Origin of the sequence: Sinorhizobium chiapasense, from assembly GCF_045277575.1 — a bacterium.
GTDB lineage: Bacteria > Pseudomonadota > Alphaproteobacteria > Rhizobiales > Rhizobiaceae > Ensifer > Ensifer chiapasense_A.
The window spans coordinates 2,070,172-2,087,051 of sequence record NZ_CP144206.1 but is presented as its reverse complement, the minus strand read 5'-3'; the positions used below and the strand labels follow the sequence as shown (position 1 = coordinate 2,087,051).

The 16,880-nt window shown below is 63.6% G+C and carries 13 protein-coding genes and 1 riboswitch; of the genes, 6 read left to right on the top strand and 7 right to left on the bottom strand.

Translation table 11 applies throughout. The features are described from left to right. Positions 1–26: 26 nt before the first annotated feature. Together QM996_RS28450 and QM996_RS28445 are read right to left on the bottom strand one after the other, a co-directional pair. A complete protein-coding gene (locus QM996_RS28450) occupies positions 27–1,586 on the bottom strand; it encodes a B12-binding domain-containing radical SAM protein (RefSeq protein ID WP_334197210.1) in 1,560 nt (519 codons plus the stop codon). Then, entirely contained in the window at positions 1,583–5,695 is a 4,113-nt protein-coding gene (locus QM996_RS28445; protein ID WP_334197209.1) for an AAA family ATPase, read from the bottom strand. Before QM996_RS28445 ends, QM996_RS28450 begins: the two co-directional genes overlap by 4 nt. 126 nt (positions 5,696–5,821) lie before the next feature. Between QM996_RS28445 and QM996_RS28440 the strand changes: the two genes are divergently transcribed. After that, entirely contained in the window at positions 5,822–7,567 is a 1,746-nt protein-coding gene (locus QM996_RS28440) for an amidohydrolase family protein (protein WP_334197208.1), read from the top strand. 34 nt (positions 7,568–7,601) lie between these two features. On the opposite strand, the gene QM996_RS28435 is transcribed toward QM996_RS28440, so the two are convergent. From QM996_RS28435 to thiO, 4 genes are read right to left on the bottom strand one after another with little or no spacing between them, the layout of a single operon-like run. Next, the gene (locus QM996_RS28435) at positions 7,602–8,207 is read right to left on the bottom strand and encodes a thiamine phosphate synthase (protein ID WP_334197207.1); all 606 of its coding nucleotides are present in this window, start codon (positions 8,205–8,207) and stop codon (positions 7,602–7,604) included. Then, positions 8,204–8,977 (bottom strand): thiazole synthase, encoded by a 774-nt coding sequence (locus tag QM996_RS28430; protein ID WP_334197206.1) that lies wholly within the window; start codon positions 8,975–8,977, stop codon positions 8,204–8,206. Before QM996_RS28430 ends, QM996_RS28435 begins: the two co-directional genes overlap by 4 nt. Positions 8,978–8,980: 3 nt before the next feature. Then, complete coding sequence (gene thiS, locus QM996_RS28425; protein WP_334197205.1) at positions 8,981–9,178, bottom strand: sulfur carrier protein ThiS; 198 nt, start codon at positions 9,176–9,178, stop codon at positions 8,981–8,983. Then, positions 9,175–10,146 (bottom strand): glycine oxidase ThiO, encoded by a 972-nt coding sequence (gene thiO, locus QM996_RS28420; RefSeq protein WP_334197204.1) that lies wholly within the window; start codon positions 10,144–10,146, stop codon positions 9,175–9,177. Before thiO ends, thiS begins: the two co-directional genes overlap by 4 nt. A gap of 160 nt (positions 10,147–10,306) precedes the next feature. Continuing rightward, positions 10,307–10,427: riboswitch (TPP riboswitch) on the bottom strand. A 434-nt stretch (positions 10,428–10,861) separates the two neighbouring features. Here thiO and bioB point away from each other — a divergent pair. Genes bioB through bioZ form a run of 5 tightly spaced genes read left to right on the top strand, consistent with a single transcriptional unit; the run spans position 10,862 to position 15,906 of the window. Next, positions 10,862–11,878 carry a biotin synthase BioB gene (gene bioB / locus QM996_RS28415; protein ID WP_334197203.1) on the top strand — a complete coding sequence of 339 codons (1,017 nt, stop codon included), beginning with the start codon at positions 10,862–10,864 and terminating at the stop codon, positions 11,876–11,878. Continuing rightward, on the top strand, positions 11,875–13,020 hold the full coding sequence (locus QM996_RS28410; RefSeq protein ID WP_334197202.1) for an 8-amino-7-oxononanoate synthase: 1,146 nt from the start codon (positions 11,875–11,877) through the stop codon (positions 13,018–13,020). Before bioB ends, QM996_RS28410 begins: the two co-directional genes overlap by 4 nt. After that, the gene (bioD, locus tag QM996_RS28405; protein WP_334197201.1) at positions 13,017–13,655 is read left to right on the top strand and encodes a dethiobiotin synthase; all 639 of its coding nucleotides are present in this window, start codon (positions 13,017–13,019) and stop codon (positions 13,653–13,655) included. Before QM996_RS28410 ends, bioD begins: the two co-directional genes overlap by 4 nt. Further along, positions 13,652–14,920, top strand: coding sequence for an adenosylmethionine--8-amino-7-oxononanoate transaminase (locus QM996_RS28400; protein ID WP_334197200.1), 1,269 nt, complete (start codon positions 13,652–13,654; stop codon positions 14,918–14,920). Before bioD ends, QM996_RS28400 begins: the two co-directional genes overlap by 4 nt. Then, positions 14,917–15,906, top strand: coding sequence for a 3-oxopimeloyl-[acyl-carrier-protein] synthase BioZ (gene bioZ / locus QM996_RS28395; protein WP_334197199.1), 990 nt, complete (start codon positions 14,917–14,919; stop codon positions 15,904–15,906). The genes QM996_RS28400 and bioZ overlap by 4 nt, the downstream gene beginning before the upstream one ends. 22 nt (positions 15,907–15,928) lie before the next feature. On the opposite strand, the gene ubiV is transcribed toward bioZ, so the two are convergent. Then, positions 15,929–16,867: a ubiquinone anaerobic biosynthesis protein UbiV gene (ubiV, locus tag QM996_RS28390; RefSeq protein WP_500270513.1), complete on the bottom strand. Its 939-nt coding sequence runs from the start codon at positions 16,865–16,867 to the stop codon at positions 15,929–15,931. Positions 16,868–16,880 lie beyond the last annotated feature (13 nt).

The window sequence follows — 16,880 nt, the reverse complement described above, 5'->3', positions numbered from 1 at the left end:
CAGATTGACGCAGTCGCCGGAGTGTTTCAGCCGGGGGCGTGTTCCATGCCGGTGCCGGTCCGCCGCCGCTGGCCGGCGCGGAATTCGAGATTGCGGGCAATGGTCTCGTCAAGCGCGCCCGAGGCGTCGGTGATCATCGTCGGCGCAAAATGCGAGCGGAAGCCTTCGCCGACCCGGAAGGCCGGCGTGTAGAGCGGTCCGAGCGGCTGCGTCGTCGTGACATAGGTGAGATTGTCGTCGCTCCCCGAGCGCATCGGGAGACCATGGCGATGCATGATCGAGGGCAAGGCCAGGCGCAGGCTGTTGGCAAGCAGATGGATCATCTGCCGGCCCGAAAGCGAGCGGCGGTAGTTGCGGTAGAAGCCCAGGCAATGGCGTAGGATTAGGGCGCGATTGCCATCGAGGCGCGACAGCTTGCGGGCAAACAGGGCGACATCGTCAAGGTTGTCGAGGGGGCGGGTCATCAGTGTGAACCCATCCATGTCGCGCAGCTTGGCAGAAGGAAGGAAGCGACCTTCTGCCGCGCATTCGTCAAACAGGGGGGTGCCCAGCAGCGGGATCGTCAGGCTCAGGAAGGCCGGCAATGGCATTCTGCTCTCGCCGGTGATGAAGGCCAGTTCGTCCTGCATCGCCTGCATCGTCTGCGCTGCCGGATCGAACATCAGTCCGTATTGGAAGGCGATGCCGGCTTTGAGACAGGTCTGAATGGCTTCCAGTTGCGGCACCACCAGGTTCTGCTTTTTCTGATAGCGCTTCAACTGCGCTTCGTTCAGCGTCTCGACGCCACTGAAGAGCCCGAGACAGCCGGCCGCGCGCACCGCTTCGAGATTGTCGGGGTCTCGGAAGAAATCTCCGGTGACGAGCGCGAACCAACCCTGAAACAGGCCCTCGCGCCAAAGCGACCGGATCAGCTCGAGCTTGGCATGGAAGGCGTCCTTGCTGTTGCCATAGAAATTGTTGTCGATGAACAGCACGTATTTCTTGGGCGGGGCATTGCGAAGCTGTGCCTCGATGTAGCCGAGATCGTAGCCGTGGTAGCGGCGGCCTTCCGCGGTGAGCGCGCAGAAACTGCATTTGAAATTGCAGTAGCGACTCGTTTCGACGTAACTGACCGGGCCGCCCCAATTGGCAAGGTCGAAGCGTGGCAGGATCGTTTCGGAGACCGCCCATTCCCCGAAGACCTCTTTGATCACGGCATGCATCTCCTCGACGTCGCCTTCGCAGGCGTAGTCGAAGGTTTCGGCGCTCGAAACCGGCAGATTGCGGACGACCGGTCCACCGGCGACGATGACGCAGCCTGGTGATTTCGTGCGGGCATAGGCGGTCAGGTGGCGCATCCGGTCGAAGGCGGCGGTGACCCCCGTCAGCACCAGCATGTCCAGCTCCGCAAAAGCCGTCTCGTCGACGAGCGGCCCGTCGTGAAATTCGCTGTAGGCTCGAAGGTGCACGCGATTGCGGGCAAAGGCGCCAGCCAGAAACAGGTGACCGGTCCCCTGCGGAATGAAATCGGGGCGACCTTGCGGATTTCTGGTCTCGTCGAAATGGGCAAGCACGATCAGGACGCGGGGCACTCGAAACTGGTTCATGCATGGCCTCCCTCGAACGCAACGATCGGAAGATGGGTCTGGAACTCGGCCTGATCGAGTTGGAGGACCTCGCTCCAGGTGTTTTGCCGAACGACAAACATTGTCTCCAATGCCTGCCAGGCCGCCGCATCCTTCGGCCCGGCCGGGTGGTGCAACGAAGCGAGCGCCACGGCCGGCATCTCCAGCCGGATCGCTTCCGCGAAGGCGTATCGCGCCACCCGCTCGGCGCGGCGCTGCTGGCCGCGATGCAGGTACAGGGTCGCCTCTCCGAGCGCTGCCGCCGGGCGACCGATAGGATAGACGCGCGCGAAGCGCTCGAGCTTTCTAAGGACAAGCTGCGCCGCAGCCGGGTCGCCACCGTCCGGATCGCTCGCCACGTCGAACAGGCGGGCAAGTGCCGGCAGGGTTCGCGTCTTCATTGCCGGGTTGAGCGTCTGGCACCAGGAGAACGCGCGCTCGAACCAGGCCCTTGCTGCGCCCGTGTCGCCCTGCCGTCGCGCGGCTTCCGCCAGAAGAGACGCGCCCTCGATGCAATGTACGAGTTCCAGTCCGTCGGCCTTTGCGGTGATGATCTGCTTGAGCTCATCGAGATCGGCGTCGATGGCAGACCATCGGCCAAGGGCCGCGTGCCCCCTGAGACGCCCAAGCAGGCCGCAGCCTAGCACCTGGATATCGCCGCGCCTGCGGCCCTCTTCACAGATCCGCTGAACCAGAATTTCCCATGGGGCGATGCCTTCGAAAGCCGAGGTCAGCAGCCAAGGACCGGAAATCGTCTCGAGGCCAACGGCCACTTCGCACCACCGCCTCAAATCGCCGACGGTCGAGGCATTGTTGAGGCCGGCCTCGAACGCCTGCTTGCCTTCGCGCCAATGGCCGATGCCGATCTGGTACATGCCCGACAGGAGGTCGACACGCACGCGCGTTCCCAACTGGTCGACGCGCTCCGAAAGGGCGGCGGCCAAGCGGCTGTAGTGCTCGGCCTGTTTGTGCAGCGGGATGACGCCGCATATGGCGCCGAGGCTTGCGTAATTAGTGGCGGTTGTCGGCGAGACATATTTGTTTCTTTCGGCAAGGTTCGTCGCGCGAAGCGTCGCATGGATCAGCCGCAGCTTCTCGCTGGTGAAGTAGTAGATCCGCGTCAGGTCCTCATGCGCCTTTGCCGCAAGAAGGAAAGGATCGGATGGCGATCGCGAGATTTCCCGTTCCAGGATCCAGTCCTTGTCCCCATGGATCACGCGGCGCCACACCTGTTCTGCAAGATCGAGAACCAGATGCAGTGCGAGGCCGGCCGAGGTGCGCGGAAGTGGCAGGCCGGAAAGCCGCAGGCCCTCCTCATAGGCATGCCGCGCAGCTTCGGCGCGGCCGAGATTGAGATTGGCTTCGCCGAGCAGGAAACAGGCGGCCGCCCGCCGTGCCGGCGTGATCGTGATCGAGAGATCGCGCCCAGTCTTGAAAAAGCGCTCGATCAGGTCGACGACGGCGGCATTGTCGAACTGGCGCAGGCGCAGTTCGGCGACACGGTCCAGATAGTTGAACGCAAGTGCGGCCTCGCCGGCGCGCTCCCAATGGCTCAAGATGCGTGGCAGGTTTTCCGCATTGTCGGGCTGTCTGCTTTCCTCCATCGCCTGCGCGATCGCACGATGCGCCTCACGTCGCTGTTCCGAAAGCATGCTGTCGTAGATGGCCTGGCGGATGACGGCGTGGCTGAAAGTGAAACGCCCCGGGCGGTCATCCATGGGCTTGATCAGATGGGCCGCCTCCAGCCGCTCGATGCTTGCCTCGATGTCCAGGGCGGACTTCCTGATCGGCGGAAGCGCCTGGAGTTCCGCGGCGGAAAAAGTCGCGCCCATGGCGCTTGCGATCTTCAGGAGCGCTTGAAGCTCGGCCGGGAGCTGGTCGGTTCGGGCGATCACAGTGACCTTGGCCGTATTGAGCAAGGTCGCTTCGTTCGAATGGGTTTCAGGGAGCGACAGGGGCGTCTGGGTCTCTGCGGTCTTCGGCAATCGCCGTTCGCCGATCATGCGGCAGATTTCGTGTATCAGCAGCGGGTTTCCTGCCGACTGCGCATAGACCGCTTCGCAAAAGCCATCTGCCGGGGAACTGCTGCCGATCGATGCGCGTACGAGTGAAATCGTACCCTCGAAATCGAGCGGCAGGAGATCGAGTGTCTGCGCACCATTGTGGTGTTGTCCGGTCCATCGCGTCAGGTCTTGCTGCGTCCTGGCCGTCCGGGTTGAAACGACGACCGGGATCGGTGCCGGTCCGGAAACCAGGCGGCCGAGCAACTGGCCGGATGCCTCGTCCAGCCAATGGACGTCTTCGAGCACGACGAGACCGCGCCCCCAGGAGAGGCTGTCGGTCATGAGATCGCGCAGCAATTCACGCAGGCGGTGGGACCGCCCGTCGCCCGACATCGCCCGGGTCTCGGCCGTGTCGGTCAAAGTGAGGTTGATGGCATCGTTGAGCAGCGGCGCCAGATGAGCGAGTTCGGGTCGGTGGGCGAAGAACTGCATCACCTGATCCGAGGCATTGGTGCCGCGCAGGTCGCCGATGCCAAGCAGGTCGCGGATCACCCCACGCCAGGCGAAGTAAGGTACGTCACTCTCGATATCGTCGGCATGGCCGACCAGAACCTGGCTTCCATGGTCACGGCATGTTTCGACGAAGGCGCGAAGCAGAGCCGATTTGCCGACGCCGGAATCACCCTTGACGATCATCACCCCGGCCTGTCCTCGGCCCGCGCGCTCCACATAGGCGTTGAGTGCCGCGAGTTCGGCGGCCCGGTTGAAAAGAACGGGGGATTTGGTGTCGATCGTCGCGACGGTCTCGGCAATCGGCGCAAACGCGACCACGCCACCGCGCATGCCGGGCACGGCAAGTGTCCAGGGACCGGAAAAAGCAATCTGGCCGGCGGTTTCCTTCGCCGTTGCCTGGTCGACGAGAATGCGGCCTGCGGCGACGCTCGCCAGCCGGGAGGCCATGTTCACGGCAGCGCCGACGACGGTGTAGTCGGCGCGATGGATCGTACCGAGTGCGCCGCAGAAACTCTCGCCGGTCGAGATGCCCGCCGACAGGCCGAGATCCGGTTCGTCGAGTTCGTTCGACAGGCGCAGGGCAGCGATGATCGCTCGGCGCGCATTGTCGGCGTGCTTCTTGCCGGGCAGACCGAATACGGCGAAGACCTCGAGCCCGCCTGAATGGAGCGCCGTGTGCAGGATCTCTCCGCCGGTGCGGCCGACGACGGCGATCGAGCGCGCCACGAGCTTGTTCAACCGGTCGAGATCCGTATCGAGGTCGCGGCCGACGATATGCACGAAAAGCGCGGTCACGGTCCTGAGGTCCGCGAGCCATTCCGAAAGCGGTGAGAGCAGGCGGCTGCGCAGCGAGAGGGGGAGATAGGCCTCGAGCCGCTCGGATGCGGCGCCCGGATGGGTACGAGGCGCTTCCTTCGTGGTCGAGCAGGGCTCGATGCTATCGAGGCGGGCTGTCCCTTCGCGGTTCAGCTCGCCCTTGGCCCGCTTGCCGATCAACTGCCACACGGCATCGGAAACGAGAATCTCGCCGGCGTCGCTCAATTGGCCGCCATGATCGGCCTGGGCCAGGCAATCGCCTCCGACGATCAGCCAACGCTGGTCCGCGCGGGGCAGCAGATGCAGCAGGGTGATGGCGCCGGCGCCGACGGCGATGCGCAGCTGAAGGGTATCTTCGAGATTGCCCGGCACGCCAATTTGCTCGCGGATCCGTTCGGCGCAATAACAGCTGCGCCAGGCCGTCTGTTCGAGCTCTTCGGCCGAGGACGCCCGCCAGCCGGCAATCAGGCTGTCGCCGGCGAAACTCAAGACCGTGCCGCCATGCTCCTCGATATGGCTGATGAGCTCGCCCATGAAGGCGTTCAGAAGCAGGCTGACGCGTTCGGCGCCGGCAGCGCGGTCACTTTCGGACCATTTGGCGGTCAGGCGCGTAAAGCCGGAAATGTCGGCGAAAAGCAGCGAGCCGAGGAAGTCTTCGCGTGCCGGCGCAGCCGATTCCGTCGCTGCCGGGGACGACCATTGGACCAGGGCTCCGGACAGGTAACGTTGGAACTCATATTTGCCGGCGCCACCAACCACGCAAAATTCTCCCCAAGATTTTAGAGTAACACGCCTCCTGTCTGACTGAAAGACGACTCGCGCTGATCTTCGATCTGCCAGTAACGGCAAGTAAATACCTATTTCGCGAGGTGGCAGGACGGAGTAATGTTTGCCCGATTGTTCGAGGGGGTCTCGCAACAGGAGGGGACGATGGGGGTCGACTGGGCTGGTCCGGTTGCCGCCGTGGCGCGCCGCGATTTCTTGCGGCTGGTTTCGGCGGGCGTTTTTGCAAATGTGCTTTCCGGATGCCGGCATCTGCCTTCGCCCGGCGCCTGCAGTCTCAGTCATCCGATCATCGACGTCCATTGCCATTTCTTCAACGCTGCCGATGTGCCGGTGGAGGGTCTGGTTCGCTACGTGGCGCTGCGGGAGAAGATGCCGGAGAAAAGGCTCTCTTCAAACGCGCAGGAGGCGAAGGGGCTGGAAAATGCCTTGGTGGTCTTTCTCGTTACCGCTCTTGGCGACGTCGCGCCCAAAGCCAAGCATGAACTTGCTGTTCTAAGAAAAAGGGAGCGGCGTATTTCAGACACCGAGCTCGCGCGGCGCAAGGATGCGCAATTGCGCGTCGCGATAAAGGATCTGGTCGCGCGTGCCAACGAGCAACGCTCGACATTCTCGAGGCGCAGCTTTGGTGAATCCCCTGATTATGACGGTCTGTTGCGCCAGCTTGGCGGCACGCCCAATCTGCCACAAACATTCCAGAGACGTTTGGACCAGCGGCGCTCCGGCGGCGGCATGAGTGACGAGGAGGTCGATACCCTTGCCAACAACGCAAAGGCGCACGACCAGATCGGAACCTATCTTTCCTTCGTCCGGCTGATGCAGGACTACCGGGAAAATCTGGCGGAAGCCTATGTCAAGATCTTCGCGTCCAAATGCCGGCTTTCGCTGATCACGCCGAGCATTCTGGACTTCGACAAGTCGCTTCACGGGACATCATCGCCGCAGCACGACCAGATCGACGTCATGGACGAGGTTCAGCAGATCGTCACCAGGAAGCACGGCATCCGCATGCATAGCTTCGTCGGCTTCGATCCGCACCGGGAAGCGCAAAGGCCAGGCTCATCGCTGGCAAATGTCCAGTATGCGATCATGGAAAAAGGCTTCATCGGCGTCAAAATCTATCCCCCGATGGGCTTCAAGGCATGGGGCAATGCAAACCCGGCGATCGATGCGGCGCTGAAGCGCCTTTACGTCTGGTGCCGCGACAACGACGTGCCGATCATGGCGCATGCGGAAAACAGCATCGGCGCCGGCTGTGGCTATGGCAATCTGGCAAGCCCTGCCTATTGGAAGAAACTGCTCGATACGAACCAATACGACAAGCTGCGGATCAACCTGGCGCATTTCGGTGCCTTTGACGAAATCCTGCGCCCCGGGGCACCGACGGGCGTCATGGTCTCTTGTCCCCAGGACAAGTTTTCCGGGCCGCCGAGCTGGGAGGAGATCATCGGCAGAACGATCGACCACGAGCGCCGCCCGAACCTCTTTGCGGATTTAAGCTATCTCAGTGAGCTGGTCAGCAGCGACGACAAAACTCTTCACGCAGAGATCCGTCAGTTGCTGGACAAATGGCTGACCGCCTACGATCCCGACGCCCGCCATCTGATGTTCGGGACCGACTGGTCGATGATGGCGCTCGAGAAGGATTACAACGCCTATGTTTCGCGGATCGCCGAGCAGCTGACGCTCGCCAGCGTCAGCGACGAGCATCAGCAGAATATCCTCTGGAGGAACGCTTCCCGCTTTCTCGGTCTCGATCGACCAGGCAAAACGCGCGACCGGCTTATGGCCTATTGCCGCAAGCGCGGCCTCGATAGCGCCTGGCTCGCGGAACTGGCGATCGCCTGAGATGAGGTCGTAGCACCTGCCACGTCAGGCAGGCTCATCGCCACCGCGCCGTGCGAGCGATCCATTCGCGTGTCCGTCCCTCGGGATCGGCATTCAGCGTGATGTCGGTGACGACCGCGGCGCTGTCGGCGCCATGCTCGAAGACGCCAGCAATCCGGTCGGTATTGAGGCCGCCGATCGCAATGAGCGGCAGCGGCGTGACGCGCTCCCGCCAGGCGGAGAGGCGCGGCAGCCCTTGCGGATCCCATTTCATCTGCTTGAGGATCGTCGGATAGATCGGCCCGAGCGCGACGTAGTCGGGGCTGGCGGCAAGGGCCGTCTCCAGCTCGGCCTCGTCATGGGTACTGAGGCCGAGTTTCACGCCTGCGGCGCGGATAGCAGCGAGATCGGCGCCGGCGAGATCCTCCTGGCCGAGATGGACGAAATCGCAGCCCTCTTCGATTGCGAGGCGCCAGTAGTCGTTGACGACGAGCTGGCAACCATGGCGGTCACAGATCGCCATGGCCGTGCGGATCTCGTCGCGAAGCTCTGCATCCGAACGGTCCTTGACGCGAAGTTGCACCAGCTTGACGCCGAGCGGCACCAGCCGCTCGATCCATGCCGCGCTGTCGACGATGAGGTAGAAGGGATCGAGCTTCACGCGAACACCGCCTTTCCGATGACGGGCGTGGAAGGAACGGCAAAATCGCGCGGTTCGAGCATGCCTGCCTCGAAGGCATCGCGTCCAGCATCGATCGCTCGGGCGAAGGCGGAGGCCATGAGGGCCGGCTTTGCCGCTCCGGCGACGGCAGTATTGAGCAGCACCGCATCAAAGCCGAGCTCCATCACCGCCGTTGCGTGCGACGGGCGGCCAACGCCGGCATCGACGATCAGCGGCATATCCGGAAAATGGGCCCGCATGGCTCTCAGGGCGGAGATGTTCTGCGGTCCCTTGGCGCTGCCGATCGGCGCACACCAGGGCATCAGCACCCTGCATCCGGCTTCCACAAGGCGCTCGCCGACCACCAGGTCGTCGGTCGTATAGGGGAAGACCTCGAAGCCTTCGGCCGAGAGGACGCGTGCCGCCTCGACCAGCCCGAAGACGTCGGGCTGCAGCGTATCCTGATGGCCGATGACTTCAAGCTTGATCCAGTTCGTGCCGAAGACCTCGCGGGCCATCTTCGCGGTCAGCACCGCCTCCGACACCGAATGACAGCCGGCAGTGTTCGGCAGCACGTGCACGCCGAGCGCGCGGATCAGTTCGAGGAAGGCGCCGCCTTGTTTCCCGCCGGCGGTTTCGCGACGAAGCGAGACCGTGACGACCTCGGTTGCCGACGAACGAACCGCGTCCTCGAGCGAGGCAGGCGAGGGGTAGCGGGCGGTGCCCAGAAGCAGGCGGGAACGCAGTTCCTGTCCGTAAAGCGTCAGCATGTCTCAGCCTCCTTTCATCGGCGAGAGAATTTCGATCCGGTCGCGATCGTTGAGGGAATGGGCCGAACGGTCAGCCCGGTGCACCAGCTCGCCATTGACGGCGGTAGCAAGCCAATCGCCTTCGAAGTCGAGTGTCGCCAGAAGCTCGGCAAGGGTGGTGACTGCGAGGTCGTGATCCTCGCCGTTGACAATCAATTTCATGCGGCGTCTCCCTTCAGGTTCCAGGCAAGCGCAAGGTCCGCCGCTTCCTCGGCCAAAGCCGGCGAAAGCAGGAAGCCGTGGCGGTAGAGCCCGTTGAGCGCGATGGTGTTTCCGGCGCGATTGATGCGCGGGAGGTTGTCTGCAAAGGCCGGTCGGATGCCGGTGCCGGTTTCGAGAAGGCGAGCCTCGCCGAAGGCAGGGTGCAGCGCATAGGCGGCGTTCAGCAACTCCATCAGGGAGCGGGCAGTGATCGGACCGCCGTCATCGGTTTCGATCATGGTCGCCCCGCACATGAAGAGGCCGTTGCCGCGCGGCACGATGTAGAGCGGGATGCGCGGGTGGATGAGACGGACCGGCCGCGACAATTCCACTTCATTGCTCTGCAGGTAGAGCATCTCGCCACGCACCCCACGCAGTCCGGCGGTGCTGTTGATTCTTGCGGCGCCACGGCAGTCGGCGATCAGATCGTAGCCGCCGTCGCTATCGGTCTCACCGATGAGGGCGACACCGCGTTCGACGAGCTTTTGCCTCAGCAGGCAAAGCGCTCGGCGTGGGTCGAGATGCGCCTCGCCCGGAAAGAACAGCGCCTCCCGGAAGCGCCCAGCAAGTGCCGGCTCCAGCGCTGCGATCGCCTTGGCGTCGATCCACTCGAAGCCGGAGGTGCGCGACGCGAAGCGTTTGAGTTCGCCGGCGTCGCGTGGCGGGGCGACGACGAGGGTGCCGTTGCGCGATACCTCTCCGGGAAGCACCCGATTCCACCAATCGATGGCGGCGATGCCGCGTGTCAGCACCGGTTCCTCGGCGCTCTCGCGCTCGCACCAGGGCGCAAGCATACCGCCGGCAAACCAGGATGCGGCCCCGCCGAAGTCTGGCTGCCGCTCCGCAACCGTCACTTCGATGCCTCGGGCGGTCAATTCATGGGCGAAGGCCAGCCCGACGACGCCGGCGCCTTTGATGAGGGCGCGCATGGTCAATGTGCCCAGCCGCTGCCAGCGGGACGTCGGCTTGAAGGAAAGGTCGCGATGAAGATACGCATTGCCGAGGCTCCATTGTAGGAGACCCAGTTCGAACAGGAAGGGAAGGAAGGACGCCTTGCCGAAGTATGCCCGCGCGAACGCAACGATTACGGCAGCGATGTCTGCACCGTCCCTACGCCAGTATGAACTGGATCAGGTTCAACGGGTCACTGCGCCGCGCAAACCGCCTAGCAGAATCTCAGCCCCTTGTCGGGACACCCCTGGTGAATGCTTCAAACTGATGGGCTGGACCGGATTTTGTCAAGAGCCCGATCGCGCGCATGTCGTGCGGCGGTTCGGATTGGAAATTATCTATAAATTTGAAAGGAACTCGCGGACTTGCGTTTCGAGTTTGCCGAATTGCGGTTGATCGATCGGGAGACGGCGGGTTTCTGACGCCTAAAACAGGCAGGAAAACGGACGTTCTGTTTTTATCGTCATGCGTCTCGGCGGGTAATGCAGGAGATCTAAGTCACAGAAATTGTGTCTGTTTCTCGCTATTCCAGCGTCGATGGCGACGTCGTTGATTGGCGCCACTGCTCTCCCTGATTGCATTTTTGTCGCATCTCTCTTTTTGAGTGGTTGTTCGATTCCGCTGCGAAAGAAATTATAGATAATATTGGATTCTATCTATTTTGCCTCGTTGCGAAGAGGGAAGTGAACGCGCATGCTGGACGCAAACAGTTCGATCGAGCCGACTTCGGTTGTCGCCAAGCCCGCCGAAACCGCTTGGGAATTGGCCAAAGCACAAGAAATCTATCATTCGCCCTTCAACGATCTGCTGTTTCGGGCGCATTCCGTTCACCGCGCCCATTTCGATCCGAACGCGATCCAGATGAGCCGACTGCTCTCGATCAAGACCGGCGGCTGCGCTGAGGACTGCGGCTATTGCAGCCAGTCGGCGCACTACCCGACCGGACTCAAGGCGTCGAAACTCATGGAGGTCGAACGGGTCCTTGCCGAGGCACGGAAGGCAAAAGCGGGCGGTGCGACCCGCTACTGCATGGGGGCCGCTTGGCGCAGCCCCAAGGAGCGCGACATGGAGGCGATTGTCGCCATGATCAGCGGGGTGCGGGCGCTGGGCATGGAGACCTGCATGACGCTCGGCATGTTGACGCCGCAACAATCCGAGCGGCTCGCAGACGCCGGGCTCGATTACTACAACCACAATGTCGATACGTCGGAACGTTTCTACGGCGAGATCATCACCACCCGCAGCTTTGCCGACCGGCTGGAAACGCTTGCCAACGTCCGCGACGCCGGCATCAAGGTCTGCGCCGGTGGCATCCTCGGCATGGGCGAAACCGTTGACGACCGGGTATCGATGCTGGTGACGCTCGCCAATCTGCCTGTGCCGCCCGAAAGCGTCCCGATCAATATGCTGATTCCGATCCCGGGCTCGAAGCTCGCCGACGCAGCGCCGGTGGATCCGATCGACTTCGTCCGCACGATCGCGCTTGCGCGCATCCTGATGCCCAAGTCCCACGTCCGCCTCTCGGCCGGCCGCACCGACATGAGCGACGAGATGCAGGCGCTCTGTTTCTTCGCCGGCGCCAATTCGATCTTCGTCGGCGAGACGCTGCTGACCGCCGACAACCCGGGCGAGGACCATGATGCGGGCCTCTTCCGCCGCCTTGGGTTGGAGCCGATGGCGCTTGCCGCAAAGCAGGACGCGGCCGAATGACCGCGAGCCTCGTCACTCGCCACGAGAAGACGCTACACGGCCTCGAACGCAAGGGGCGCCGGCGTGAACTTGTCGCCGGGGGCGGCATCGACTTCACCTCCAACGACTATCTGGCGCTCGCCGGGTCGCCGCGGTTGAAGGCCGCGATTGCCGCTGCGATCGAGCGCGGCGTGACGGTCGGGTCTGGCGGTTCGCGGCTCTTGCGCGGCAACCATGCGGAACACGCGGCGTTGGAGGCAGAGGCAGCCGCCTTCTTTGGCGCGGAGAGGGCGCTCTTCTTCGCCAGCGGCTATGCGGCCAATGCCGCCTTGTTTTCGACGCTCCCACAGCGCGACGACATCATCGTCCACGACGCCTTGATCCATGCGAGTGCCCATGAGGGTATCGCCGCAAGCAAGGCCGACGCGGTCGCGGTCAAGCACAACGACGTCGACGCCTTCGCCGATGCGATCGGCATCTGGCGCAAGCACGGCGGCATGGGGCATCCCTGGATCGCCGTCGAAAGCCTCTATTCGATGGACGGCGACCGGGCGCCGCTTGCGGATCTTGCGGCACTTGCTGCGCGGCATGATGGATTTCTGGTCGTCGACGAAGCGCATGCGACCGGTGCTTTTGGACCGGATGGCCGCGGTTTGGCCGCGGAATTGGAAGGCCGACAAAATCTCGTCGTGCTCCACACCTGCGGCAAGGCGCTCGGCGTCTGCGGTGCGCTGATCGGCGCAAATGCGGTGCTGTGCGACTACCTGGTCAACCGTGCCCGCAACTTCATCTATTCGACGGCGCCTTCGCCGCTCATTGCCGCCGCTGTCCGCGAGGCTCTTGTGACGCTCGTGGATGAGCCTCGGCGTCGGGCGGCGTTCGGTGATCTCCGGACCTTCGCCAATCGAGCGTTCACCGATACCCTCGGCATCGAAGGCAGTGGCTCGCAGATCCTTCCGGTGCCGATCGGCGACAACGGTTGCGCCGTACGGATTGCCGCGCGCATGCGCACCGAAGGCTTCGATATCAGGGCCATCCGTCCGCCGACCGTCCCGGAGGGGACCGCGCGGCTCCGGATCGCGATTACGCTGAATGTCGACCGTCCGACGATCGCGAATATGCTGGAGCGTTTGAAGGTGGCAATGGCGGAGGAGCGGCCATGATGCCCCGTTTCGTCGTCACCGGCACGGACACCGGCATTGGCAAGACGATATTCTCTACGGCGCTGACCGATGCGCTTTCCGGCAACTACTGGAAGCCGGTGCAGTCGGGGCTTGACGGCGAAACCGACAGCGAGGCCGTAGCACGGCTCGGCAGGGTTCCACCCGAACGGATTCTGCCCGAGGTCTATCGGCTCATGACGTCGGCCTCGCCCCACCTGTCGGCGCGGATCGATGGCGTGACGATCTTGCCTGAGAGGCTCTCTCCGCCGGCAATGAACCGACCGCTGGTCATCGAAGGGGCGGGTGGACTCCTGGTGCCGCTCACCGACCGGGTGGTCTTCGCCGACGTGTTTGCGCGCTGGCAGATCCCGGTGATCCTCTGTGCCCGCACCGGGCTCGGCACGATCAATCACACCTTGCTTTCGCTCGAGGCGCTGCGCCGCCGTGTCATCCCGGTCCTGGGCGTCGCTTTCATCGGCGACGAACAGGCGGACAGCGAGGCGATCATTGCGGAACTGGGGAAGGTTCGGCGGCTTGGCCGGCTGCCGCGGCTTGATCCGTTGACACCGGATCGCCTGCGACAGGCCTTTCGCGAAAACTTCGACATCGGCTGCTTCCATGAGGTGACGGCATGAGACGATCCGCGGTATGGCACCCCTTCACCCAGCATGCACTGGAGCCGGCGATGCGACGCGTCGTCCGGACCGAGGGCGCCTATCTCATCGACGAAGACGGGGCGGCGATCCTCGATGCGATCTCGTCCTGGTGGGTCATCACCCACGGCCACCGGCATCCTGCCATCATGGAAGCGATCCGTGCTGCCGCGCAAACCTACGACCAGCTCATCTTCGCGGAGTATACCCATGCGCCGGCGGAGGAACTGGCGAGCGGCTTGATCGAGATTGCGCCACCTGGCCTCGCCCATGTGTTCTATTCCGACAGCGGCTCGACGGCGGTCGAAGTCGCACTGAAGATGGCACTTGGTTTCTTCCACAATCTCGGCCGGCCGCGGAACCGCATCTGCGTCCTCGAAAATGGCTATCACGGCGACACGATCGGCACGATGTCGACGGGAGAAAGGGGCGTCTTCAATGCGCCTTACGCACCGCTGCTCTTCGCTGTCGATCGGCTGCCGTTTCCGGAGTCGGGTCAAGAGCAGACGACGCTGGATGCCTTCGAGGCGGCCTGCGCCTCCGGCGCGGTCGCAGCCCTGTTGATCGAACCGCTGCTCCTCGGTGCGGGCGGCATGAAGACCTATCGGGCTTCCATCCTTTCCGAGTTGAAAGGGATCGCCGAGCGGCACGGCGCCCTGCTGATCGCCGACGAGGTGATGACGGGATGGGGAAGGACGGGCAGCCTGTTCGCTTGCGAGCAGGCTGGCGTCACGCCCGACATCCTTTGCACCTCGAAAGGGCTGACCGGTGGCGCGCTGCCGCTGGCGGCGACGCTCTCCACGGCGGAGATCTTCGAGGCACATCTCTCGACGGATCGACGCAAGACCTTCTTCCATTCGAGTTCTTATACAGCCAATCCTATCGCCTGCGCTGCAGCCGTCGCCAATCTCGCCGTCTGGAAAGAAGAGCCTGTGCGCGAACGCATCGACGCGTTGACGGAGCGGCAGCGTCGGCATGTCGAGCGCTTTGCCGAAGATCCCCGCTTCAGCGATACCCGCCAGCTTGGTACGATTGTAGCCCTAGATCTCAAGGTTCCAGGCGCCGGTTATCTCTCCGAGGCCGGCCCGCGGCTCAAGGCGTTCTTCCGCGAGCGCCGTTTGCTGATCCGCCCGCTGGGAAACGTCATCTATCTGATGCCGCCCTATTGCGTCACTTCCGAGGAGCTCGACCGAGTCTATGGCGCGATCGATGAGGCGGCTTCGCTTTTCGCGGCTGGGCGGCTGTGAGCGTCGCGCACTCATCCCGCCTTGTCGGTTTCGGCCATGCGGTGCCGGCGCGGCGTGTTGAAAACGCCGAGATCGAAACGCAGCTCGGTCTCGATCCCGGTTGGGTCGAGCGCCGTACCGGCATTCGCGAGCGGCGTTGGGTCGAGGCTGGCGAGACATTGACGGGACTTGCATCGAGAGCCGGCGCGGCGGCACTCGATGATGCAGGCATTCCGCGGGACGATATCGCCCTGACTTTGCTCGCGACCTCGACGCCCGATCATCTCCTGCCACCTTCGGCGCCGCTTCTTGCCCATCGGCTCGGGCTAGGCCGTTCGGGCGCGATCGATCTGGCCGGGGCATGCTCGGGCTTCCTCTACGCTTTGACACTCGCCGACGGCTTCGTCCGTTCGCAGCGAAAGCCTGTGCTGGTGGTGGCGGCCAACATTTTGAGCCGGCGCATCAATCCGGCGGAAAGGGCAAGCGCCGTTCTCTTCGCCGACGCGGCCGGTGCCGTCGTCGTTACGCCTTCTGATGATCCGCAGACCGGCTTGCTTGGTGTTGATCTTGCCGCCGACGGCAGCCGTTACGATCTGATCTCGATCGCCGCCGGCGGCAGCAGCCAACCGTTCTCGCCGGGTATGCCGCCCGAGGATTTCCTGATGACGATGCGTGACGGGCGGGAGATGTTCGCCCGGGCGGTGGAGATGATGGCGACGTGTGCCGTCCGCGCCATGGACGTCGCAGGCTGTACTGCGTCGGAGGTCAGCCGCTTCGTGCCGCATCAGGCCAATACCCGGATCTTCGAGGCCGTCTGCGATCGTCTTGCCATCGCGCCAGCAAGAACCGTGCGCACGATCGCGAACTATGGCAACTCTTCCGCCGCGACGATCCCGCTCTCGCTATCGTTGGAGCGAGAGGAGCGGCCGTTTGAGCGCGGCGAGAAACTGCTGCTGGCGGCGGCCGGCGCCGGGCTCACCGGAGGCGCGGTGGTGCTTGGTTTCTAACGGGTTGAGAGCACGGACGCTTTCATGCAGTCGGGGTTTCGCCGGCAATCGGTACCTTGACCCACGCCGCTCCCGTCTGGCCGTGGTGGAAGCCGTTGGAAAACGGGATGCTCGGATAGACGGATTCGAGCCGTACCAGGCTTTCCCCGATGGTGCGCCGGCCGGCGATCGCGTCGTCGTAGATTTCGGCGACGGCGACCATGTCGCAATCCTGTGGCGACAGCCGGATCCGGGAGACCCCGGCGGCGGCCAGTTCAGGGAGTTCCTGCATCAGCGCCTGGCAGGTGTGCGACATGGTCTGCACGCCGTTGAGAGCAAGGAAGGGCTGACGGTCGAGCGTCTCGACGGTCAGGCCATCCGTGTCCTCGCCGCAGATGAACTGGCAGTTGTCCTTGATCAGGCCCTTGGAACGGGCATGGGCGCAGCGCGCCGAGATCGCCAAGGGTACGCGGCCGAAGGCGAAGATCTCGAAAGCGACGCCGGGATTGTCCTGAATGATGTCCCGCACCGATGCCATCGGCAGCTCCGGCGGCAAACAGATGCTCGTCGCCCCCCGCGATGCCAGCAGCCTTGCCGTGGCGCCGTTGTAGACGTTGACCAGCGGTCCGATCGAATGCGGCTTGCCGGCAAGCAGGTGCAGGGCGGATAGGTCGTTGGCCTCGATCGGATGGGCGCTGTCACGCACCAGTCCGCGCACAAGTTGGCTCTCTCGCTCCAGCGTCACGAGCGCCAGCGAGGCGAGGCTCACCTTTTTGCCGGCGCTTTCCAGCCGTTCGATGACATCGCCGATATGCGGTTCGATGAAATGCAGTCGCTTCGAGCAGACGGCCTCGCCGATCGTTACGTGGGCGATCGGCGCCTCGTCGGCGATGCGGAAGTAGAAGTCGCGCCAATTGGGGCCGTCCCAGAGATAATAGACCGGGCCGAGGCTCAAGGCCGGTTTGGATGGGCTGATGGACATGGTCATGGGCCGG